Below are 24,086 nucleotides of genomic sequence, written 5' to 3' on the forward strand. Positions count from 1 at the left end.
TTCAGATCAGTTGAGCACTATTGCAAAGTCTTTACAAGCGAAAGCTCATAAGGCAAATTCAAAAAGTCCGCACAAACTTGATCTATATTTGAGACGGTTTTTTTATGACCCATACCTATGACCGAATCAATCATTAATGCATTAGTCCACCTTTTCGCTATTATCGAAAGCGTGAAAGAGGATAATGACGTGGTGGATTCGGGTGAGCTCATTATCAAACCGTATTTGAGCAAACTCCTCAATCAGGAACTCACCAACGAGTACCTACGGTTGTTTTATGACTACCTCTCCTTTTATCGGGAAGTAAATGCCGAGGCCAGCGATCACATCCTGGAGATTGACTCTTCCAGCATCTTGCAGGTGGCCAAAATATGCAATCAACTTAATAAAGAACTCCAGTCCAGAGAGCGAATCATCGTGTTTATGCAACTGTTGGAGCTCATCAATACAGATGAGAAGGTGATCCCTCGTGAGAACGAGTTTATTTCCCTGGTGGCGATGAACTTCAACCTGAATGCGGCGGAAGCGGACTCATTGAAGTCATTTATCATCGATCCAAACGGCAAAGGTATCGATCAGGACAAGGCCATGGTCATCGACAATAAGATGACCGAGTGGCCCGAAGAAGTGGCCTGGATGATGCGAAAGAAGAGCAAGAAGCTTCCAGGCGCCTCTGGTTTTCATCACATGTACGTGGAGAACCTTTTTGGTAAAATCCTGGTGTTGCATATTGCATCCGTAGACACATATGTATTTAAGTATGACGGCCCTCTGAACCTCTACCTGGAAGGCAACAAAATTGTCCCCAGAAAATTCTATTTGCTAAAACCCGGATCCATTATCAAAGGGCCCAACATCAGGTCCATCTATGAGTCCGAAATCATCCGACAGTTCGTCCAGGAGCGCAATAAAGTCAAAATAGTACTGGCTGGAGAAGACCTGACTTACCGCTTCAAAAACAGCGCCAATGGAATCCATAAATTCAGCTTCAATGAAGAATCTGGTAACCTGATAGGCATCATGGGTGGAAGTGGTGTAGGTAAATCTACACTCATCAATCTGCTCAATGGAAAACTAGAGCCTACATCTGGTCGCATTCACATCAATGGTCACACCATTCATAGAGCCAGCCAGGAAGGTGTCATCGGCTATGTGCCTCAGGATGACATGCTCTTTGAGGAACTGACGGTCTACCAAAACCTGCACTTCAACGCGCAAATCTGTTTCAGTGATTTTTCTCCTACCCTGTTGGAAAAAACTGTGAACAAAATTTTGGATGACATGGACCTGCAGGACATCAAAGACCTGAAGGTGGGTGATCCGTTGAATAAGTTTATCAGTGGTGGTCAGCGCAAGCGCCTCAATATTGCCCTGGAGCTGATGCGGGAGCCTGCAGTGCTTTATGTAGATGAACCAACCAGTGGCTTATCTTCGATGGATTCCGAAAAGGTAATGCTCCTGCTGAAGGAACTCGCCCGCAGGGGGAAACTGGTTATTGCGATCATTCATCAACCATCTTCTGATATTTTCAAGCTCTTCGATAAGCTATGGATATTGGACAAAGGCGGGTATCCGATCTATAACGGCAACCCGATAGATGCAGTGGTCTACTTTAAGACCATGAGCACCCAGGTAAATGCCGCGGAGAGCGAATGCACCCGCTGCGGCAATGTGATACCGGATCAGATTTTGCAGATCATTGAGGCCAAAGAGATCGATGACGCTGGCCGGATGACCAATGCGAGAAGGGTGACACCGAATACCTGGTATGAAAAATACCAAACCAATCTGGAGAGCAAACTCAAGAGAATCAGGTTTGAAGAGCGGCTACCTGCGACCAACTTCCATATTCCTTCGCTCTTTCATCAGTTTAGGATTTTCTCCAAAAGAAACCTGTTCTCCAAGCTGTCCAATACGCAGTACATTCTGATCAATTTATTGGAAGCACCGATTTTGGCCTTTATTTTGGGATACTTCTCTAAGTACGCGCCAAGTGGAGAGTATGTGTTCGCGGATAATAAAAATCTCCCTGTGTACCTGTTTATGGCCGTGGTGGTAGCCCTATTTGTGGGCATGTCTGTCAGTGCGGAGGAGATCTTCAAGGATCGGCGGATACTCGAGCGGGAATCGTTTTTGAATCTCAGCCGATTTAGCTACATCAATTCCAAAGTGGTTTTCCTTTTTGCCTTATCCGGCATTCAGACATTATCATTTGTGCTGGTGGGCAACTACGTGCTGGAGATCCAGGGTATGACCTGGTATTACATGATGATCCTTTTCTCCACGTCGTGCTTTGCCAATATGATAGGACTGAACATTTCATCGGCACTCAACTCCATCATCACCATTTACATTCTCATTCCCTTTATTCTGGTGCCTCAGCTCCTATTGGGCGGTGCAATGATCAAGTTTGACGAGCTGCACACCGGCATAGCCAAGCAATCACATGTGCCACTGGTGGGAGATGTGATGGCCTCCAGATGGGCCTATGAAGCGCTTAGTGTGGCGCAATTCAAACACAATGCCTACGAAAGTCATTTCTTCGAAGCAGACAAAGCGATGAGCCAAAACTCATTTCAAAGGTCTTACCTGATCCCCGGCCTGGAAACTGCCACCAGAGATATCCTCAGAGATAGTGGTGCCTATGAAACACACCAGGCCAATTTTGATCTGATTCAAAAAGAATATGATTATCTGGTGGAGCACTTTGGGGTGAAAACCTTTCCCATGATAGGCTCATTCTCTCCTGCCCTTTTTTCGCCATCCATTGGTCAGCGTTTTTTGAATTATCTCGATGATCTGAAAGACTCATTTCAGGTTAAATACAAAAATGCAGTAGCTCAGAAGGATTCAATCTATGAAAGCCTGATTGACCAAATGGGAAAAGAAGAGTTTTACAGACTGAAACGTAATCATTTTAATGAGAGCGTATCTGACCTTGTGGAAAACAGGAATGAATTCAATAAAATCATTCGATCTGATAACCGACTCATACAGCGAAAGGATCCGATTTTCAAAGATCCCTACAGCCACACCGGAAGGGCGCATTTCTATGCTTCTGAGAAAATCATAGGTGATTGGCACATAGATACGGTTTATTTCAATGTCATTGTACTTTGGGTGATGATTGGCTTGCTCTATTTGCTGCTCCTGACTGATGGGCTCAAACGTACCCTTGGCATGTTTGCAGGGAAAAAGAAGAACAAGAATTCCTAAAACCGTTATCGAGCCGTATAAACCTCATATCCCCAGGCTGGCAGGGTCATTGCTTCCCTACCCGTTAAAGAGGCTGTAGACCGACTTTTGAAGCTTTTAAAATCTCCCTGATACTCTTGAGCATCGACCGTGAAATGCACCTCTTCGGGAGAGCAGTTAAAAACAGCCAATACACGGTTGCCGTCTTTCACCCGATAAATCGCAATGATCTGATCCGGATTTGTGGTGGTTAGCAGCTCCATTCGGCCACCCCAAGCCCCATTCCAAAGCGCTGGGTTATCTTTTTTAAGTTTATTCAACCGCGAATAGAGCGCGTTAAACGGGTGATCACCCCACGAGATTTCATTTTTTTCGGTAAGAGACAGGGAATGGCTGAGCCCAACTTCTTGCCCAGAATAGATCATGGGTATGCCTTGCATGGTGTAGGTCAGTACTGCATACGCTTCCGCGGCTTTGCCAAATCGTTCAAATACACTTCCCTCTTCTGCATTTTTTTCATAGTTGGAGGTATAAAGCATTCGGATGCCCCTATTGGACGTACTATCCAGTTGAGATTGAATGAATTCGCGAATTACAGTGGCGCTCACTTCTCCTCTGCTAACAGCCTGCATGGCTTTTTCCAGTTCCCATCCACTCACTATGTCAAATCCTGACGGCACAGAATGACCTGATGCATCTGCGAGTAAAATCACTGGACGCACGGACTCGAGCGTCTTGCGCACATCCTCCCAAAATGATGATAAAATCTTGTCATTCACATGAAGAACATAACCATCCAGGTCATATTCGGTCACCCAGTAAGTCATGGCGCCAATCATATATTCACGCAATGCCGCCACATTGTAATCAAGGGCAATCACATCGGATTGACCCATATACTCTGGTGTAATGAAATTTCCCGCATCATCATGCAGATACCAATCGGAGTGTGACTCTGTGAGCACATGATCCCAGGCCGTAGCACTAGCGGCCCAGTCCATCAAAACATACATACCAGCTTCATGAATGGCCCTTACGAGTGCACGAAATTCCTCTTGGGTGCCCATACCTGCATGAATGGCATAATAATCCTGAACAGCATAAACTGACCCCAAGGTGCCCTTGCGCTTCTCTTTTCCAATGGGATGTATGGGCATCAGCCAAAGTATATCCACCCCCAATTCTTTCAACCTTGGAAGGTGATTCTGAAAAGCGCTGAAAGTGCCCTCAGGAGTGTATTGTCTGATATTTACCTCATACAATACGGCGTTTTTCATCCATTCCGGCTGAGTCGCCTGTACCAACGAGGAAGACTCCAATTGCCGGGACTGCTCTGGGGTCTGGCAATGAGCACACATAGTGAGGATTACTATTGCTGAAATTAATCTATACATGCTGGAATTATACTTGATCGGGGTCCAAGATAACGGATAGCATCTCTTCCCACCAAATGATGTGGTACTAGATCAACTTGAGTTTTTTGTAAAGGACTTTCTCTGAAATCTGGGTAATACCACCCGGCTGAAGAGGAAACACAGAAAGGTCCTCAATGCCCACTCGTACCAGTCGCAAGGTCGGGTGCCCGATTTTAGCAGTCATCTTGCGTACCTGCCTGTTCTTGCCTTCCACCAGCCTGATCTCCATCCACGACCTTACAGGATGTTTAAGATAATTAACCGGAGGATCACGCTCCGCAAGTGCCGGCGATTCTATCAATCTTGCTTCACATGGCAGGGTGTGATAAATCCCCTTCACATTGATTTCCAGACCGTTTCTAAGTGCATCCAGGGATGTCTCAGTAGGAATACCCTCCACCTCTACCCAATATGTTCTTTGGTGGCTATTTTTGGGATTCAGAAGGGCGGAGTTCAGTCCTTTATCATTGGTGAGGATAAGCAGCCCCTCGCTATCCAGGTCCAGACGGCCAACGGGATAAATGTCCCTGGGCAAATCGAAGATGGTACCCAAACCCGGATTACCATCTTCGCTGGTGAACTGAGTGAGCACCTTAAAGGGCTTATAGATAATGAAATACTGCTTGGTTCGCGCCATTGGGTAATCTAACTTTCAAACATGACTGTAGCCGAGAACATACTAAACTTCTATCAATCTCTGACTCCCCCATCAGGATTGCCTCCGGATGTGGTGGTGTTGAATCCATACAAAGATGAGCAAGCTATGGAAGCCTGCACCTTATTTTACCAAAAATATTACTCTGATTCGCGAGAGCGAATCGCCCTTTTCGGAATCAACCCGGGGCGTTTTGGCGGAGGACTTACCGGTGTGCCTTTTACAGACCCTATCCACCTGGAGGAGACTTGTGAGATTAAAAATAACTTGGACAAGCGACCAGAACTCTCTAGTAGGTTCATCTATGAGATGATCGCAGCCTTTGGCGGACCGGCCCTGTTTTATCAAAAATTCTATTTATCGGCAGTCTCCCCAATCGGATTTGTAAGAGAAGGTAAAAACCTCAATTATTATGACATCAACGGTTGGCCAGACATTTTTGAAGAATATGTGGTAGCGTGTATCCGGGAGCAATTAGAACTGCCCATCAGTCGAAATGTGGCTTTTAGTATTGGTCAGGGCGAAAACCTGAAGTATCTCAATGCACTGAATGCCAAATATAAATTTTTTGATGAAATCCGGACAGTACCTCATCCCCGCTGGGTGATGCAGTATCGTTTGAAAAGAAAAGCAGAATTTGTGAATCAATACATTGAAAGCCTTTCCAAGGCCTGAAGAGGTCTCAGAATATTATTTCCTGACCATCAGATAATCGCTCTATTTCCAGACTATTCTGATTGATTACTTCCGCTCCCATATGCGTTAGTAACATTCGTTTAGTGTTGAAGAGTGCCCTTCTTTCAAGGATTGTTTGATAACTCAAATGCCCCGGAGAGTCTTCTTTGAGGTTATTGGACTCTATCACAAAAACATCCGACCCATCCGCCAAATCGATAAGCGAGTCGTTCCATTCTGTGTCTCCTGAAAATGAAAATAACTTATCCTTCCACCTGATTTTCACTCCATGTGGGTGGGAAGGTATCGCATGGGTAACAGGTCTTGCGTAAACCTCCAGATCATTCGTATTAGTCCAGTGCTTATCCTTATACTCTACAAAAGTGATATTAAGTGCTTCCAGTATTTTGGAAGTACCCGGATACAATGCTTCCTGTAATGCAAAAACCATCTTTTCTACTCCTGACGGCCCGATGATCGTAAGCGGAGTGGTCCGCTGGTATTCGATATGATTGCTCAACACCAGAAAGGGAATCCCACCATAGTGGTCACCATGAAAATGAGTGATCACAATGGTGTCGATGCTGGTAACTAAAATGCCCAACTGCTTGAGGCGAATGAGTGTAGAAGCACCACAGTCTACAAGAATCTGCCGATGGTCTTGCTCCAGCATAAAAGAAGTATTGAACCTTCCTCCAGAACCGAAAGCATCCCCACAGCCAAGAATCGTCAATTTCATAGACAAGTAATTTACAAACTAGTAAGTAGCCAGTTTCAATGATTCTTTATAAAAGTGGCGAATAACCTCCGGTTTTACGCCATTTCTATACATCCGAAAAGCCTGCATGTTAGCCCACTGCACCCGGAGATAATGATTATGTTCATATTTACGAGCGGAGACGATCACCTCTTTCGGAATAATGTAAAAATGAGTGAGTTTCTTCGCACGTCGGATCAGGTCAAAATCTTCCATCACAGAGAAATACTCATCAAAACCACCCAGTTGGTCAAATAGTGATCGCTGAATGAAAAGTGTCTGGTCACCTCCCCTGCACCATAGCATGGAAAACCTGGTGAAATAGCCATTGATACGAAGTAACCATTTGGTGGAATCAAAACGATAGCGGTAACTCCCGACGTGATAGTTAACCAGAGCTTGCTGTAGATCGGCGTAAAAAGTATAAGGAAGTGTCACATCAGCATGCACAAAATATAAAACATCAAAACTGGCATTGGCTGCACCCAGATTCATCTGCACAGCTCTGGAGGCGATATGACTATTGATAATGGTAACCTTCCGAAGATCAGAAATAGAGTCAATGGTTCCGTCTGTACTTCCTCCATCCACTACAATGATCTCATAGTGATCATTTGCCTGGTTGTTACATAGAAAGGCGCATAACCTTCTGATGTTAGCGACCTCATTGAGGGTCGGTATGATAATACTTATGTTCAAAACTATGGCGGCAGTTAATTGAAGATGAAACTTAATGGATTCAAGGGGATAAGACAAGGGATGAGTATTAAATAGTGACCGTTTTCTGAATAGCCACTATTTGTAATCACGAACGGCCTGTCATAATGGATTCCAACTATTTGTTTCTACTATTCAGAACAAAATGATTAGTGCTTTCGTATGAGTATTCATACAAAATAGAAACAAAGAAATGAAAGGTACTAATCTGGGTGAATTTGAAGAGCTTCTTTTACTCATTGTCTTGATACTGGAGGATCAGGCCTATGTATTGAAAATTCAGGAAGAAATCAGAAATCAGGTTCAGCGGGACACTTCCATGGGCGCCCTCCATGCCTCCCTCACCCGACTGGAAGAAAAAGGTTTTTTGAGTTCTGAAATGACCGGTGCCACTGCCGAACGTGGTGGCAGAAGGAAACGCATATACCAGCTTTCATCTGATGGTAAAATCGTATTGAATCAGGTACGCACCCAGCGTGAAAGTCTATGGCAGCAGGCTCCCAAATTCTCACTAGATACCTATGGAACCATATAGTCAAAAAGGCCTGCCGAGACTTGCCCTACTCCTGATCTCCAGGTTATGTAAACATGACCTTCAGGAGGAAATTCTGGGTAATCTGGAAGAGTCATTTCACAACCATGGAAGCAAAGCACGTCTTTGGCGTGAGTGCCTCCTGTACCTCCGTCCTTCTTGTCTGAAAAACATCCACTTATCAAGCCAACATCCTATGTTCATCTTTAACCCACTTCTGACCATTCGCAATCTGCGCAAACAAGGAATGAATACCGTCATTAATATTGCGGGATTTACCATTGGCCTTCTGTGCGTGTTTTTTCTGTATTTCTATGTCTCCAGTGAGTTGAAATACGACACTTTTCATAAGGACTACCATGAAATATATCGAGTACTCAGAACCGCTGAGATGAACGGAAGTCCATTTAAAATTGGCGTCACCTCCGGACCCTATGCCAGAGCGCTGGAAACTGACTTTGAGGGGAAAATTCATACCTGCCGTGCCAGCCTGGAAACAAGTCTGGTCAAATACAAAGACAAACAATTCTTTGAAGAACACATCCTCTTCGCAGATGTTGATTTCTTTACTTTTTTCTCCTACCCACTGGCTACTGGGAATCCTGAGAGCGTTTTGAGTCAGGCGAATAATGTGGTCTTTTCTAAAGCACTCGCCCGAAAGTACTTTGGTGATGAAGACCCCATCGGGCAAATCATAGAGACAGAAGGTGAACAGTTCATTGTGACAGGTGTCATGGACAAAATACCATCAAAGTCACATCTGGAATTTGACATGGTACTGCCGTTTGCCTTTTTGGATAAGTATGAATGGACGAGCAACTGGTGGAACAATGGATTGATTACCTATGCCAAGTTCACCTCCCCGAAAGACAGGCAGTATGTGGAGGGCCAATTACAGTGGTTTATGGAAAAATATATGGGGGATGATTTTGATCAGACCAAATCCAGAATAGGTTTGGTACTTGAGCCTCTGTCAGAGACCTATTTTGCCAGCGATGTTAGATATGATCTGGCTCGTCATGGTGACCTCACAAGCGTCTATATTCTCGCCATGGTAGCCGTTGCCATCCTATTCATAGCCTGCTTCAACTATGTGAATATGTCCGTGGCCCTCTCCTTCAAGCGGGCACGGGAAGTAGGAATCAGAAAGATCATGGGTGGCAGAAAGGGTCGTTTAATTGTCCAGTTTCTTGGTGAGTCCCTGATGGTGATATTAGTGGCTGTATTACTCGCAGGGGGGCTGAGTCAATTGTTCCTCCCCTTGTTCAATAGCTTATTCGGGTTAGAGGTTACCTACAACTGGTCAGACCCCAATATCATGCTTTTCATAGGTGCGCTGGTAGCTTTGGTGGTCTTGTCTTCAGGGGTTTATCCAGCCATTCTGCTGTCATCATTTAAGCCCTTGCGGGTAATGAAAGGCGAAATGATCAAGGGTACCAAAGGGGTTTTCATTCGAAAAGGCCTTGTGGTCACTCAGTTTGTCATTGCCATTTTCCTGATAGCCGTCACTTTCCTTGTGACTATTCAAATCCAGTACATGAAAAATAAGGAGCTTGGCTTTGACCAGGAATCCATCATCACCATAGACATCAATAATGGTGACATCAGAAAGCAAATAGACACCTTCAAAGAGCGACTGCTCGCGAACCCAGCCATCGAGTCGGTAACAGCTGTATCAGGTGAGCCGGGAGGATTTCACGATGGAGCTAGTCTACAGTTTAGTGGTATCGAGGAGCAGTTGAAGATCAGGACGTTATTTGCAGATTATGACTTTCTGGAAACGCTCAATGTACAACTTGTAGAAGGTCGCGATTTTGATCGTTCATTTGGTTCGGATATGAACGGAAGTGTGCTGATCAATGAAAAGGCGCTGGAAGAGTTGGGGATGTCTGCAGAAGAAGTGCTGGGCCAAACGGTGAAGATGCCGCTATGGGATGACTATAATCGAAAAGTAGTGGGTATAGTAGAGGATTATCATTTTCAATCATTGAAAAGCCCAATAGAACCACTTTGCATTGTCCTAGGTGGCAGACCGAGAAAAGTAGTGGTGAGAGTACAGGCAGGTAGTTTGAACCAGGGACTTGAACATATGAACAACACCTGGGAAGAACTCATTGACGGGTTTCCCATGAACTATTCGTTTTTGGATGAATCTCTCTCCCGACTCTATGAAAATGAACAAAAGCAGCACCATGTGTTTACCACCTTCTCCGTCATTTCACTTTTCCTGGCCACTTTGGGGATATTTGGGTTGGTGACCTACTCCGCACAGCGTCGCCAGAAAGAATTTGGTATTAGAAAAGTGCTTGGTGCTTCTGTTGGTGAGATCCTCTCTTTGATATCGAAAGAATTTACCATCCTGATTCTCCTGGCCTTCATGGTATCCATTCCTCTTGCATGGCTCTTTGTCACCAACTGGCTGGAGGCCTTCAGTTATCGCATTGCATTGCAGGATTATTGGTATGTATTTGCAGCAAGTGGTATCGTATCCTTGGTCGTGGCGCTTCTGACTATTGGGTTTCGATCGCTCGGTGTGGCCCTATCCAACCCATCCGAAAGTATCAGGTGTGAGTAGCGATCACGGGTTGGCAAATTGGTTTGGTTTTTGGTAAGAGATTTCAAGTCATATTTTACCTAAATTTAGCCCGCTAATTTATTGCCTCATGAGATCACTTGCTACCCTATTCTTCTTCTTCACAGCTTTATCACAAGTTGCTGCACAGGACACTGAATTAATCATTCCCCTGGGACATACCCGGCGTGTAGTGGATATGGCTGTCTCACCTGGACAGCAGTGGATGGCCTCCATTGATGGATCCACTGAGGTAAAACTCTGGGACTATGTGTCGGGAAGAGAGCTATACCACCTACATCATCAGCAATCTGTTAATGCCATCTCATACCATCCCCAGGCGCAGTGGTTAGCCAGTGGAGATGATGGTGGTCAGCTCATCCTCTGGAGCGACCATGGCCTGAAGAGATGGACCATCCAGGCACATGACGAAAAAATTAAACAAGTACGATTTACCTCCGGCGGAGACACTTTGGTGACTGCTTCGGCCGGGCAGATTGGAATATGGAATGCTGCATCTGGCAGTCAAATTGCTCAATGGTCGTCACCAGTTGAATCCATCGAGTCCATTTCTGTCATGGAAAATTACCTGATCATAGGCGGTGGCCAGGGGGAGCTGGCTCTTATCCACATCATCACTGGAGAGGTGATCAATCAACAGAAAGTTTCCGAAGCGCGCATTGGTAGTATCTGTTCAGATCAATCGGGTGCTTTTTTGGGCACTGATGCGGGAGAACTCATCAAGCTTGATTGGAAGACATTTGGGATCACTAAGTCGGCGCCATTCAGTCTGAGAAATTATCGGGTGGTTTCGGTTCCGATTCAGAACCTGGTATATGCCTGTGGCCGGGATGCCAATGAAAATGTGAAAGTATTTGACGCTAAAACCCTCCAGGCCCTTCCACTCTCTTTCGAGATAGAAACAGATAAAAATTCTGAAGCATTTAAGTTTGGGTTAAGGGCAATGACCATAGCCGCAGATACCTTATTGTTGATGGCAGATTATCAGCAGGTTATACGCACCTATGATCTGAAAAACAAGCTGTGGACAAGCCCCATATTCAAAGGGACAGCCGCCGCAGTTTATGACCTTGCCGTGAATCGGACAGAAAATCAGCTGGCCATTGCCTCAGGTCATGGCTCCATCAAAGTAATAGACCTTACTGGTACTCAATCGGATATGATCCTCACAGGAAGTGAATTGGGAACCCGGGCCATTGACTTTCACCCGGTGAATCCGGTCATAGCAGCCTATGGAATGGATGAACAAATCAGGGTTGTGAACCTGATCTCAAGGGAAGAAATTTTCACTTTGAAAGCCAAAGGCGAATACAGCACCACCCCCATCACATTTGATCCCACAGGCAAATACATCCTCAGAAAAAGTAGCAACAGCGACTTTGATTTTTATCAATTCAAAAGCAAGACACCCAAAAACCTAAAGGTAAAGGATGGTCAGCAGTATGAGTTTTCGCCCGATGGCAGAAGGCTCGTTTTTCAAACACCCTCTGGCCTCAGTATTTATGATCCCATCTCCCTAAAAGTAATCAAGGAAATCCCACTCAAGGAGATTCAGGACATTTCCATTTCCGCTCAAGGGCTTACCGCTGCACTCCTTCGAGACGATCAGACCATCCACATTTTTGATAAGGATTATCAAAAAACCTCAACACTAACGATCCCCGTAGAAGGACACAGTGACAAAATCTACTGGTCACCCGATGGTAAATATCTGATTGGGATCAGAAACTCCACCAAACGTGGTGAAAGTGGTCCCGACTTCAGCATCAAAATCATCGATGTTCGGGACGGTCAGGTCACCTCTACTCTAAAGGGACATGCCGGGTTTACCAACTCCATTGCATTTGTCAATGGACACCTGCTTAGCTCAGCGGTGGATGGAAAAATCAACATCTGGGACCTGAATAATGCACAGAACCCACTGAAAGGGTCGGTAGTTCCTTTAGACGATGACCAATATGTGATCACCACCCCGAAAGGTCTGTTTGACGCTACGCCTCGTGCGATGGATCAACTGCATTATGTGAAGGGTGGAAAGATCGTGGCATTATCCCAGATGAAATCTGCTTACTATGAGCCACACCTCCTTTCTAAGCTCCTGGGGCTGAATGCTGAACCGGTACGCACTTCAGCAGATCTGTCGGGAGTTTCGCTTTACCCGGAGCTGTCATTGGATCACCCACTCAAAAACAACGGCAAGTTAGGAATCAATCTCAGCAACAGTGGCGGAGGCATTGGACGGGTGATCATCATGATCAATGGAAAAGAAGTAAGCAGTGATGTGCGGGCAGCATCAGTGACCAATGAAGCATCAGTAGAGATTGACTATGACATCACTAACCACCCTTTTCTATATAATGACAGGGTCAATAAAGTATCCATTAAGGCCTACAACTCAGATGGAACACTTAGTTCGGAAGAAAAGAGCTTGTACATTTTCGGAGAAGAGAAAAACACCGTAACACCACGTTTGTTCGCCATTATAGCGGGTAGCTCTGATTATGCGGGAGAAGCGCTGGATCTGAAATATGCCGCCAAAGATGCCACTGACCTGGCCAATGCCATAGGCTTAAGTGCGCAAGAATACCTGGGTGCAGAAAACACGCACATCACACTCCTGACGACCGATCAGGAAGAGGCTTTTTGGCCTACCAAAGAAAACATCAAGTCTGCTTTTGAAAGCTACTCCAAACAAGCCAAAGCCAATGACGTATTGCTAGTGTACCTCTCGGGACACGGAGTAAACCAGGGTGGTGAAAATAGTGACTTTTATTACCTCACCTGTACTGCAGAAAGTGGTGACATGAACAATAGCCTGACCAGAGAGAACTCGGCCATTGCGAGTAGCGAGTTTACAGAATACATCAAATCTGTGTCGGCTCTAAAGCAAATTCTCATTATCGATGCGTGCCACTCCGGACGGCTGGCATCCTCCCTGGCCACTTCCAGAAGTGCCATGAGTTCTACGCAAATACGCGCCCTGGAGCGAATGAAAGACCGAACAGGACTATTTGTATTGGCGGGCTCTGCCGCAGATGCTGTGAGTTACGAAACTACGCTGTTTGGTCAGGGGCTGCTCACCTACTCACTGCTCTTCGGGATGAAGGGAGCTGCGCTTCATGAAGACGGATTCGTGGATGTAATGGATCTCTTTCAGTTTGCAGCCAATAAAGTACCCGAACTGGCAGAGGAAATCGGAGGAATCCAAAGACCTGAAATCAGAATGCCCGAAGACGGGAAAAGCTTTGATATCGGTAAGCTCTCTGAATCATCGCGCGAGAAGATCGCAATCAAAGCACCAAAACCAGTGTATGTTCATAGTCGCTTTCAGGACGAAAGCTCCATCTATGATCGCCTGGGAGTCAGCGATCTGATGGACAGCAAACTAGTGGAGCTGAGTAAAAGCAAAGACGCGCCAATTGTCTTCGTGGATGATAAAAGTTTTAGTGGAGCAACCATCATCAGCGGTAGATACACCGAATCCGGCGACCTCATTCGCGCGCGGGTCAGCCTGATCAAAAAAGGAACCGAGCCTAAGGAAGTGAATCTGGAAGCCGTGAATATTGATCAGCTGACAGAGCAGATTGTAGAATTGCTTAAAGTGGATTGACTACTGACAGATGACACAATTCCCTGACTCGTTGCTCTCACAGTCACTCAAAGTGGCGTAGCAGCCACCATCCAGGGTTCCATAAGGAGCGTCATCTGAGCAATGGGTGCAACTTTGCAGATCATCATCTCCACAGGAAATGGTGATCGCTGCAAGCGTAAATGTGCCCAAAAGGGCGAAAAGTCTTAATTTTTTTGTCATAACGTGGATTCTTCGGTGTTTAAAAATATGCGAATTGCCTAATCAATTACAAATGACACAGTCACCCTTTTCTGCTGCTTCGCACTCCTCAATGGTTTTATAGCATTCTTCCGAACCAAAAACCGACCAAACAGCATCGTCCGGGCATCCGGCACACGTACCTGTTACATCATCATCACCGCAGTGTGAAAATATAATAAGGCTCAAAACAGCCAAAATGACTAGCAAACTCCTGGTATAATTCTGCATCACATGGCCTTTCTATCGCTCCCAGATTCCTTTTTCTTCCCTTTGGCCTTTTCCATGGGTTTCTTAGCTTTCATGATGAGCTGACCAGTGGCTTTTTCCAAAAGCCCCTCATTTCCGTTGTAGTTGTAGCCCATGCTTTTCACTTCTTTGATCACCATGGCGTATTCCTCCACAGTGGCCGGATTGAATGGACTTCCTCCTTGTAAGTAGATGGCTTCCACTATCCCAAGGCTTCTTTTGAGTAGCTGAAATAGCTGGGTATTTTCATCACCTCCTGCGTTCACCTTTTGGCTGTAAACTTCAGGAATCAGTTCTTTGAGTCGTTCGAAATGCTCAGCGAGTATTTGGTTTTTATCATTCATTAGGCAAAGGATTTTAAGGTTTTTATCAGTTCAGAAGCAATTTTATGGTCATTGTCTGGTGACCTGTCGATGTATTGATCGATGGCGTCAATGGCCTCTTTGTATTTTTTTAGCGAAATCAGTACCAGACCAAGGTTGTAGTAACTGTTAGGAAAATCCGGGTCTATATTGATGGACACCTCATAATGGGTTTTGGCCAGCGGAAAATTGCCCATATCGGAATATACGTTGGCGAGGTTATAGTGGGCTTCAAAATGCCTTGGGTTGAGCTCCAGGCACTTGGTGAGATAGTCAATACTCTTGGCGAGCTCGTTCTGCTGAGATTTGAGGATGCCCAAATTGCAGTAAGCATCCACCACCGACTGATCATGCTGAATAGCCAGTAAATAGTATTTCTCTGCCTCTGGATCATTTTGTTCATCCAGCATCAGGGCTTCTTCGAAAAAGCTATCGGACTGTGGTAAACTCACCAGTCGCCCCTCTTTGGCTGGGCCATCAAACAGGTTCATCTGGCCATAGTCCTCCGGATCGGGTCGCCTTCTTTTTCTCTTTACTTTCTTGGGCCCTAGCTTTTCTGGTGGGGTTACTGGAAATTTGATCACTCTGGCCATTAGCTAGCCTTTCTTTTCTTTTTGGTTTCCTCCACTTCTTTCTTGGCCTTTTTCATAGGCTTCTTGTCTGCCTTGGCCTGTTCAATACTTTGCTTCAGAGCGGTCATGATATCCACTACTTCAGGCTCCTCTTCGGTGATACTGATCACCTCTTTGCCTTCTATCTTATTCATGATCACCTCTTTAAGTGCACCATTGTATCGATCCTCTAATTTAATGTCTTCGAAACTTTTTGTCATAGAGTCGATCAGGGTATTTGCCATTTTGAGCTGCTCCGCATCGATGGCTTCTTCCAGTGTATCCAGCTTTGGTACCTGCTTAATGCTTCTTACTTCCTCAGGATACCTCAATTTATACAGTAAAATGCCTCCCTCATGTGGTGTGAGCAAAACGACGTTTTCCCGATCACGCAGTACCACTTTACCTACCCCTACTTTTCCTGAAGCCCTGAGCGCTTCGGATAGCAAGCCATAAGTTTTGGCTGCTACATCTCCATCCGGGCCGGCAAAATAAGGTGAGTCAAACAGGGTGGCATGCACTTCACTAGCGTCGACAAACCCCTCAATCTCAATTACCTTGGTGCTCTTGAGTTTTACTTTTTCAAAATCATCATTGTCCACAATCACAAACTGACCAGGCTCATACTGATAGCCCTTTACAATATCTTCAGTACGCAAGGTCTCCCCGGTTACCTTATCCTTCTTCTCATACTTTACGGGATTGTGGGTTTCCTTAGACAGCAGATTAAAAGATATGGTCTGCTTGTTATCTATGGCATTGTAAATCCTGATGGGGATGGTGACCAGGGAAAATCGAATGTGACCCTTCCAAATTGCTCTCATGACTCTGTCGCGTTAACTTTCAGCAGAAAGTTAATAAAGATTCAATAATTAAACCAACTCAATAGGCTTATATATTTAATTATCAGCTCTTTATAAATACGTAATTTATCTATTCTTATCACCCGCCCCACTGCTTAGAGCGCAGATTGAATTTTGAAGCAACACCCACCTGAATTTCAACTGAATAGCCATTATCTGTTGTAATCTTCTAAAGGTCTTCTCTGAGTCGCTTGAACACAGCATCCCGATAGTGCCTGTCTTTAGTGAGCGACGTGTACTCGATTTCACATGGTACTGGTCGAAACCAAACTGATTCTTCTGATACTTTTTCGGAGATGGGTTTTTCGGTTACTTCCAATGAATCAAAATAGTCTTTGAGTTCCGCGAGCAGCTTGTCAGTAAATCCCGTGCCCACCCGACCTCTGTAGGCCAGCTGATCGTCCTCCAGCTCTACCAGGTGCAACGAACCAAAATACCGCTCCCGATCCCCTTCTCCTTTGGTATACCCGATCACAAAGGCATCAACCGTGTTTTTCACCTTTACTTTATACCAGGCGGTGGATCTTTTACCTGGATAGTACTTTCCCAGTGGATCCTTAGCCATGATACCTTCTATACCCATCGTCTTGGCGGCTTCAAAGAGCGCCTGCCCATCTTCTATATCTTCACTGAACCGATAAGGGGTGTTTTTCCGGAAAGAGTCCTTCAGCCATTCCCTGCGGCGCGTCCATGGATCATTGACTAATGACCGCCCATCCAGATAAGGAACATCAAACAGGTAACAATACGCAGGATTCTTCCTGACCTGATAGTCAATCTCCATCTGCTTTTTGGTCATCAGGCGCTTGATTACCTTTCGGAAATCAGCCCTGCCCTGCGGATCCAGACATACGATCTCGCCATCAAAAACACCATTGTTAACACGAAAGGCTTCTTCGGGAATATTTAACTCGGGAAACTGAGCGGTGATATCATTCATATTTCGACTTCTGATGATCATTTTTCCTTCATTCAGCGTGATCATGACCCTGATCCCGTCCCACTTCACCTCATAGCGATAATTCCCTTTCGGCGGCTTCTTTAAGGCATCTGCCACCATGGGCTGAACCTCCATCTCCAGAAAATTCTGCTGGGGTTTATCTACCCGCTCCAGCAACCATTCTTTATTTTTCATCAGGTGCATCCTATATTCTGCATTGATCTGTGGACCTGATAGTCTAAAGTAAAAGCCGTTTTTCTTCTCCTTGGTGATCTCATACCGGCCTGCTGCATAAATCCACATCATACCTCCTCCGTATTGCCCTTTGGGGATTTCCGCTTCGAATGACAAGTATTCCAGCGGGTGATCTTCCGTTTGCACCGCCAGCCGCTTCACACCAGGCACCGGGGGCATTCCTCTGGGCACCGCCCAGGATTTGAGCACACCGTCCTGCTCCAGACGCAGGTCATAATGGAGGTGAGAAGCATGGTGTCTCTGAATCACAAATCGATTGCCCCTACCATCATCCTCAGGCACGTAAGGTTCAGGTGTCTTTCCGAAATCACGCTTCTGCTCATATTCGGCCAGCTGCTCGGGACTCTTGTGTTTGGGGTTCTGTGGTAAATTTTTATAAACAGACCTTCTTTGAGTATCTGTATGCAATGGCACTGCCCAACTGCGAATATCTTCCCACGGATCACCATCATTCAGCACCATGTCCTTCACTAGCGCTATGGTCAGCTCCTGAGCGCCTTGTATGTCCTGAAGCTGCTCCCAGGTGATGGGCGCAGATACAGGAGCTCCTGCCCTGCCTCTAAGGCTGTACGGGCTCACTATGGTTTGCGAAGATTTGTTTCGAAAGATGTCAATGAGTACCCGGCCTTTTCTTGCCTCTTTGTTCAGGTGCAGCGTAGTGTTCTTGTGCTTTCGGATGAAAGCTTCTGCAATCTTCTTGGCCGTATCAAAGCATTCATCAAAACTATAATTGACTTCAAGTGGCGTGATCAGATGTAGCCCTTTGCCACCCGTGGTTTTTATGAATACGTGATAATCCAACTGCTCCAGCTCTTCCTTAAGACTGAATGCCAATGACTTAACTTCTTCAAAATCATCCTTTCCTTCGGGGGGATCGAGATCGTAAACAATGTAGTCGGGTTTATCTGCATACTCACTGAAGCTATGGATCTGGTGAATCTCCAGGCAGGCCAGATTGGCCAGCCAAACAAGAGTAGCCTCTTCTCTAGCCACGATGTATTCCTTCTTTCGCTCCTTTCCAAGCCTGATGTAGTCGATCCAGTCGGGTGCCCAGTCGGGTCGGTTTTTTTGAAAAAATTGTTCGCCATAGATGCCATCAGGATAGCGCACCAGCGAGAGCGGTCGGCCTTTGATGTGTCGGAGAATGGTGGGTGCCAACGTGAGGTAATACTCGATCACCTGGGCCTTCAGTATTTCACCTTCCGGATAGAGTACTTTATCCAGGTTTGAGAGCTCAAGCTTGTATTTACCTACTTCTACATGAATTCTTTTCTTAGCCATGCACCAGCACCTTCGTTACGGCTCAAGATGCGAAGTTTCGTTGAATAACTCAATAGAAAATTGACTTCCCGTCCAGTTAACGAGGTAAAGTCCGGTATTGGTGTGTTCAAAATGATCCATATGGCTCAATGGGTAATTGAGCATCCAGCACATCATGATCCTGATGGCCCGCCCATGTATGCAAATCAACACCGGGTTTTCGTTCGGTTGACTCAGGATGTAATCCATGGCCCTTTTTTGACGTTCAGCCACCTCCAGTGGGTTCTCACCATTTTGGATTTTGGCAGTAAGATCTCCCTGTGTCCATGACTCACAAATCCGTTGGTACTCAGTGGATGACTCGGGGGTAAAAGCCACACCCTCCTGGGAGCCCCAGCTGATCTCACGCATATCTGCCAATGCCTCATACGGGATTCCCTGATTGATGAACTTTTGCACCGTCTGCTGTGTGCGACCAAGATTGGAGGTATAAATCTTCTGAAAAGGGATGTGATGATAAGCCTGATAAAATGCTTCCGCCTGTAGTTCTCCGGTTTCATTGAGGGGAGCATCTATCCCACTACCCTGCACCATGCCCAATTTATTGTACTCTGTTTCGCCGTGGCGAATGATATAAAGCTTTTTCAAAAGATCTCAGTTTTTACCAAAGCCGCAAACTTAATTCATTCAAACACTTTCCTTCAATAATGAGCATTCATTATCCAAAACCATCATGGTGTAATAGCGACCTTTGCTTACTTTTAGGGCAAAATAGAAAGCATGTTTCCCAAAGGAATTACCCCAGAGGGGTTGAATGAATTTTCCATCAATACCCTCGTCTCTCACATTGACATTGAGTTCACCGAAGTGGGTGACGACTATCTTATCGCTAAAATGCCGGTCTCAGAGAAAACCAAACAACCCATGGGACTGTTACACGGTGGTGCCTCCGTGGCCTTAGCTGAGACATTGGGTAGTGTGGCAGCGAGTTTGATTGTGACTCCCAAGGGGCAGTTTGCGGTGGGGCTGGAAATCAATGCCAATCATATCAAATCTGCTCGTGAAGGCTACGTATATGGCAAAGCAACACCTTTGCATGTAGGCCGTAGTACCCACCTTTGGGAAATCCGAATCACCAACGAAGCTGGAGATTTGGTGGCCATTAGTAAAATCACCATGGCCATTTTAGATAAGAAATAGACCTTATGAGTACGCAAATTACAGCCAGTACAATTGAGCAAATCTCCACGAGACATCAAGCCTTGGAGCTTGTAAGAAAAACGCTGAACACCACCTACCCTGTGGCTTTGTGGAGACTACCCAACACCACCGACATTCTGGCCCTGATAGACATCACCAGTGAAGAACGTCACGCAGAGGCAGAAATAGAACGTCTTGAACAGTGCTTTGTGATCAATAGCTATGACCAAAGCCATCCAATAAATCCGTTGGTGCTCAAAGGCGATATTATAATTAACATTCAGGGGCCCGAATCAAAAGTAACCCTGAGCACCACTCTAAAGGCATCTGATCTGGAGGCATTCACCTTGGCCATAGATCGGGTGGAACTGTCGGCACTAGGCAGAAACCCTCAGGAAAGTGAATTCCATCCTGATTTTGAAGGAATGGTCACTGAGGCCATCGATCACATCAAATCAGGCGAATTACACAAAGTCGTGCTCTCCCGCTATCAGGATTTTGATCTCCCGGAAGGCTTCGATCCCATCGCGATTTTTGAAAAGCTGGATCAAACCTACGCCAACGCGTTCTGTTACCTGGTACAGACCTCCACATTTGGTGCATGGATGGGTGCTACTCCAGAAAAGCTCATTGCCATTGAGGACGAACACTACTTCAGTACTGATGCCCTGGCAGGCACACAGGTGCTGGGTGAGGTGGAAGACCTCAGCGATGTACCCTGGACTCAAAAAGAGATCATTGAACAAGCCATGGTCAGTCGCTATATCATCGAATGCTTCAAAAAAATAAGATTGAGGGAGTTTGAAGAGGTAGGCCCAAAAACCGTGAAAGCCGGAGACCTGGTGCATTTAAAAACCTCCTTTAAGGTGGATATGAAGGAGACTAACAGCCCACTGCTGGGCAGTACGATGTTGGAACTGTTACACCCCACATCAGCGGTATGTGGTTCGCCGAGAGGGCTGGCCAATGATTTTATCCGCACCCATGAAGGCTACGAACGTGAACTTTTTGCGGGATTTCTAGGCCCTGTTGGCTTAGACGGAAACTCAAGACTGTTTGTCAACCTGCGATGTATGCAGCTTTTCAAAGAAAAGGCGAGACTCTATGCCGGGGCAGGCATCACAGAAAACTCCCGCCCGGAAAAGGAGCTGCAGGAAACCAACAATAAAATGCAAACCCTCTTAAAGGTGATTTATTCATGATTAGTCAAACGGTTTTCGATACTTCCAGAATACTGAGTTTGAAAGGTGTCACCCATGTGGTACTCTCCCCGGGCTCCAGAAATGCACCGCTCACCATCAGTTTTTCCAGAAACCCGGACATAAAAATCTATAACATCGTCGATGAGCGATCCGCTGGGTTTATTGCTCTTGGGATGGCCCAAAAGCTCCGGCAACCCGTGGTGCTTTGCTGCACATCTGGTACCTCTCTGCTCAATTATGCACCTGCTATCGCTGAAGCCTGGTATCAGCAAATCCCCCTTATCGTGATCTCTGCAGACAGACCACCTGAATGGCAAGGACAACGAGATGGCCAGACTATCCATCAAGTAGGTGCACTTGCAAATTTTGTGAAGGAAACGTTTGAACTACCTGCTCAGACTGAGCATGAGGATTTGGCCTGGGAATATTCACGAAAACTCAATGAGGCAGTGAACCTTTCCACACAGCTTCCGCAAGGACCGGTTCACATCAATATCCCATTCAGGGAGCCTTTTTACCCTCAACCGAACGATCAATTGACGTTCTCAGATCACCCTTGGGTTATTTCTCCTCATTATTCTGAATTGTCACCTGACTTTTCATCCTTGGCCGAAGCATGGCAACACTTTGACAAAAGGCTGATCGTACCCGGGCAACAACCCCTGACCCCTGAGCTCAACGAGGCGTTGGGAAGGCTCACGGGTGAGGCGGTGGTAGTTGGTGATGTGATCTCCAACATATCAGGACAGGCCGCCATCCGACACCACGACCTCTTTCTGGCTTCCGTAGAAGGTAAGCTCGCAGAGAGTCTGCAGCCGGATCTACTCGTGACATTTGGCCGATCAGTGATCTCCAAGAACCTTAAGATTTTCCTACGTAAGAATCCACCCAAAGAACATTGGCACATCGATGAAGCCATGGTATCAGCTGATCCTTTTCAGAGCATGAGCAAGCTCATTCAGGCCAAGCCCGAGCGTTTTCTGGCAGCTATGGCTGACTCAAAGGGAGATCTTAGCGATTTCAGTTTTCAGATCAGAAAGAATTTTGCCCAAAACTGGGCCGTGGAGGATAGTAAGGGAGAAAGACGACTAACCGAAAGCTTTGAAAACATGAAGTTTTCAGAGTTCTCAGCTTTTGCGAAAGTGATCAAGCTCCTGCCCGACTCCACAGACCTGCACGTGGCGAATAGTATGCCTGTCCGCTATGTCAACTTCATACAGGGATTACCGAAAGGCACCGAGGTTTTTGCCAACCGAGGCACTAGCGGGATAGATGGTACAAACGGCACTGCCGTGGGAGGATCATTGGTATCCAATCGACTGACGGTTTTGCTCACCGGTGACCTTAGTTTCTTTTATGACAGAAATGCATTCTTTCACCACTACGACTTAAGGCAACTAGTTCTCATCGTATTTAACAATGGTGGTGGTGGCATTTTCCGGTTAATTCCCGGGCCATCAGCCCTACCAGAGCTGCAACAGCACTTTGAAACCAGACACACCCACTCTGCAAGATTCACGGCCATGGAGTACGGTTTTGATTACTACCAGGCCAAAGATGCTGCAGGTGTGGAAAAAGCCATGAAGTCCATTGTGAAAAAAGGAAAAACCCCAAGACTACTGGAAATATTCACTGACCCAGAAACCAACAATGAGGTATTTGCTCAGGTAAAAAAGGCATTCACTTCCTGATAATACTCCACCCGCCAAATTCAAAAAGCCGGAAGAGTTCCGGCTTTTCTTTGTTTAATTAGCGTACAATAATCTTTTCCGCTATTTACAGCTATTCCCTGTAAATAATATCTTATCTGCGGTTTTCACATAAGTGAAATTGAAGGTCTCAGCAATGATATCGACTACCTCATCAATGGTCTTTTCATTAAACTTAGCTGTAAGCACACAGTTTTTGAGCATCTGATTCTCATAATCAAATGTCACCCCATACACTTCACTCATCGTTTTAGAAACTTCATTCAAGCTGGTAGACTTGAAGGTAATCACTCCTGTCTTCCATGAGAGGAAATTATCATCAGTAATTTTGCGCTTCTTGATACCGCGCTCTCCTAGCTGAATGATACCCATCTCCCCTTTCTCCAGGTTGATTTTCATAGCTCTTCTGCCAAACACCTCGGGGTTTTGAGCCATAGCCACTGATCCGCTGCTCACCATTACCTCCACGGCATTTCTCTCCTCACGGGCATCCACCACAAATGAAGTCCCCAAAACCTCCACAAGTACGTTGGTGGTATTCACGATAAAGGGTTTATTTTCATTTCGTTCCACTTCAAAGAATGCTTTTCCGGTCAGAAACACCTCGCGCTTGTCTTTGAAATCGCCAATGCTAATGCTGGCTCCACGCTGCAAGGTGGCGATAGTGCCATCTGGTAGCTCAAAGGGTGTCACCGTGGCAACCACCTGTCCATAAGGGTTATTTGCCTTCTTGGGGTAAAGCGCAAACACCAGCCCCAATGCCACAATAACCGTTGCAGCAATTCTGAAAATTTTTTGGTTCCAAATCGGAATTATTTTCGGTGCGCTCTCCTCATCGGCCAAAATACTGTTCAACATGGCCGGATTTCCTTCTTCAAGTGGCTGGGAGGTTAACCAAATTTTCTTGAACTCAAGAAACTCTTTTGAGTTATTTTCTGTGGCACTCCTCCACTCGTGCACGGATTTAATTTCTTCGTCCGATGCTTCTCCCGAAAAATACTTTGATAATACTTCTTCCATTTCCTTTAATACTCCGACAAATAAACAAATAACATGGATATACCCCC

Annotated in this window: 19 protein-coding genes; 8 read left to right on the forward strand and 11 right to left on the reverse strand. The window is 45.8% G+C overall.

The features are described from left to right. The first annotated feature begins 117 nt into the window (after positions 1 to 117). Positions 118 to 3,216, forward strand: coding sequence for an ATP-binding cassette domain-containing protein (locus tag ACHKAR_RS02560; RefSeq protein ID WP_395416042.1), 3,099 nt, complete (start codon positions 118 to 120; stop codon positions 3,214 to 3,216). Positions 3,217 to 3,221: 5 nt separating this feature from the next. On the opposite strand, the gene ACHKAR_RS02565 is transcribed toward ACHKAR_RS02560, so the two are convergent. Together ACHKAR_RS02565 and ACHKAR_RS02570 are read right to left on the reverse strand one after the other, a co-directional pair. After that, a complete protein-coding gene (locus ACHKAR_RS02565; RefSeq protein WP_395416043.1) occupies positions 3,222 to 4,589 on the reverse strand; it encodes an alpha-amylase family glycosyl hydrolase in 1,368 nt (455 codons plus the stop codon). Positions 4,590 to 4,656: 67 nt separating this feature from the next. After that, on the reverse strand, positions 4,657 to 5,247 hold the full coding sequence (locus ACHKAR_RS02570) for a pseudouridine synthase (protein ID WP_395416044.1): 591 nt from the start codon (positions 5,245 to 5,247) through the stop codon (positions 4,657 to 4,659). 21 nt (positions 5,248 to 5,268) lie between these two features. Here ACHKAR_RS02570 and ACHKAR_RS02575 point away from each other — a divergent pair, with 21 nt between their 5' ends. Next, positions 5,269 to 5,940 carry a uracil-DNA glycosylase family protein gene (locus tag ACHKAR_RS02575; RefSeq protein WP_395416045.1) on the forward strand — a complete coding sequence of 224 codons (672 nt, stop codon included), beginning with the start codon at positions 5,269 to 5,271 and terminating at the stop codon, positions 5,938 to 5,940. 7 nt (positions 5,941 to 5,947) lie between these two features. Here ACHKAR_RS02575 and ACHKAR_RS02580 read toward each other — a convergent pair whose 3' ends face one another. Together ACHKAR_RS02580 and ACHKAR_RS02585 are read right to left on the reverse strand one after the other, a co-directional pair. Beyond that, positions 5,948 to 6,679, reverse strand: coding sequence for an MBL fold metallo-hydrolase (locus ACHKAR_RS02580; protein ID WP_395416046.1), 732 nt, complete (start codon positions 6,677 to 6,679; stop codon positions 5,948 to 5,950). A gap of 18 nt (positions 6,680 to 6,697) precedes the next feature. Further along, positions 6,698 to 7,396 (reverse strand): TIGR04283 family arsenosugar biosynthesis glycosyltransferase, encoded by a 699-nt coding sequence (locus ACHKAR_RS02585; protein ID WP_395416047.1) that lies wholly within the window; start codon positions 7,394 to 7,396, stop codon positions 6,698 to 6,700. A gap of 211 nt (positions 7,397 to 7,607) precedes the next feature. Between ACHKAR_RS02585 and ACHKAR_RS02590 the strand changes: the two genes are divergently transcribed. From ACHKAR_RS02590 to ACHKAR_RS02600, 3 genes are all read left to right on the forward strand, one after another. Next, entirely contained in the window at positions 7,608 to 7,949 is a 342-nt protein-coding gene (locus ACHKAR_RS02590; RefSeq protein WP_159579989.1) for a PadR family transcriptional regulator, read from the forward strand. Next, positions 7,936 to 10,521 carry an ABC transporter permease gene (locus ACHKAR_RS02595; protein WP_395416048.1) on the forward strand — a complete coding sequence of 862 codons (2,586 nt, stop codon included), beginning with the start codon at positions 7,936 to 7,938 and terminating at the stop codon, positions 10,519 to 10,521. Before ACHKAR_RS02590 ends, ACHKAR_RS02595 begins: the two co-directional genes overlap by 14 nt. Positions 10,522 to 10,609: 88 nt before the next feature. After that, positions 10,610 to 14,149, forward strand: a complete 3,540-nt coding sequence (locus ACHKAR_RS02600) for a caspase family protein (protein ID WP_395416049.1) — start codon at positions 10,610 to 10,612, stop codon at positions 14,147 to 14,149. Here ACHKAR_RS02600 and ACHKAR_RS02605 read toward each other — a convergent pair whose 3' ends face one another. The 6 genes from ACHKAR_RS02605 to ACHKAR_RS02630 form a co-directional block, all read right to left on the reverse strand. Next, positions 14,150 to 14,350 carry a hypothetical protein gene (locus ACHKAR_RS02605; RefSeq protein ID WP_395416050.1) on the reverse strand — a complete coding sequence of 67 codons (201 nt, stop codon included), beginning with the start codon at positions 14,348 to 14,350 and terminating at the stop codon, positions 14,150 to 14,152. A 248-nt stretch (positions 14,351 to 14,598) separates the two neighbouring features. Then, positions 14,599 to 14,961 carry a hypothetical protein gene (locus tag ACHKAR_RS02610; protein WP_395416051.1) on the reverse strand — a complete coding sequence of 121 codons (363 nt, stop codon included), beginning with the start codon at positions 14,959 to 14,961 and terminating at the stop codon, positions 14,599 to 14,601. Beyond that, positions 14,961 to 15,572 (reverse strand): tetratricopeptide repeat protein, encoded by a 612-nt coding sequence (locus ACHKAR_RS02615; RefSeq protein WP_395416052.1) that lies wholly within the window; start codon positions 15,570 to 15,572, stop codon positions 14,961 to 14,963. The genes ACHKAR_RS02610 and ACHKAR_RS02615 overlap by 1 nt, the downstream gene beginning before the upstream one ends. After that, positions 15,572 to 16,414: a non-homologous end joining protein Ku gene (gene ku / locus ACHKAR_RS02620; protein WP_159580001.1), complete on the reverse strand. Its 843-nt coding sequence runs from the start codon at positions 16,412 to 16,414 to the stop codon at positions 15,572 to 15,574. The genes ACHKAR_RS02615 and ku overlap by 1 nt, the downstream gene beginning before the upstream one ends. 208 nt (positions 16,415 to 16,622) lie before the next feature. Beyond that, positions 16,623 to 18,929 (reverse strand): non-homologous end-joining DNA ligase, encoded by a 2,307-nt coding sequence (ligD, locus tag ACHKAR_RS02625; protein WP_395416054.1) that lies wholly within the window; start codon positions 18,927 to 18,929, stop codon positions 16,623 to 16,625. A gap of 15 nt (positions 18,930 to 18,944) precedes the next feature. After that, positions 18,945 to 19,556: a histidine phosphatase family protein gene (locus ACHKAR_RS02630; protein WP_395416055.1), complete on the reverse strand. Its 612-nt coding sequence runs from the start codon at positions 19,554 to 19,556 to the stop codon at positions 18,945 to 18,947. Between the two features lie 132 nt (positions 19,557 to 19,688). Between ACHKAR_RS02630 and ACHKAR_RS02635 the strand changes: the two genes are divergently transcribed. The 3 genes from ACHKAR_RS02635 to menD are packed head-to-tail and all read left to right on the forward strand — an operon-like array spanning position 19,689 to position 23,001. Beyond that, positions 19,689 to 20,108 carry a hotdog fold thioesterase gene (locus tag ACHKAR_RS02635; RefSeq protein ID WP_395416056.1) on the forward strand — a complete coding sequence of 140 codons (420 nt, stop codon included), beginning with the start codon at positions 19,689 to 19,691 and terminating at the stop codon, positions 20,106 to 20,108. Positions 20,109 to 20,113: 5 nt separating this feature from the next. Further along, a complete protein-coding gene (locus ACHKAR_RS02640; protein WP_395416057.1) occupies positions 20,114 to 21,310 on the forward strand; it encodes an isochorismate synthase in 1,197 nt (398 codons plus the stop codon). Continuing rightward, on the forward strand, positions 21,307 to 23,001 hold the full coding sequence (menD, locus tag ACHKAR_RS02645) for a 2-succinyl-5-enolpyruvyl-6-hydroxy-3-cyclohexene-1-carboxylic-acid synthase (RefSeq protein ID WP_395416058.1): 1,695 nt from the start codon (positions 21,307 to 21,309) through the stop codon (positions 22,999 to 23,001). Before ACHKAR_RS02640 ends, menD begins: the two co-directional genes overlap by 4 nt. Before the next feature lie 81 nt (positions 23,002 to 23,082). Here menD and ACHKAR_RS02650 read toward each other — a convergent pair whose 3' ends face one another. Continuing rightward, positions 23,083 to 24,039, reverse strand: a complete 957-nt coding sequence (locus ACHKAR_RS02650; protein WP_395416059.1) for a FecR family protein — start codon at positions 24,037 to 24,039, stop codon at positions 23,083 to 23,085. Positions 24,040 to 24,086 lie beyond the last annotated feature (47 nt).

The organism is Marinoscillum luteum (assembly GCF_044005705.1).
Lineage (GTDB): Bacteria > Bacteroidota > Bacteroidia > Cytophagales > Cyclobacteriaceae > Marinoscillum > Marinoscillum luteum.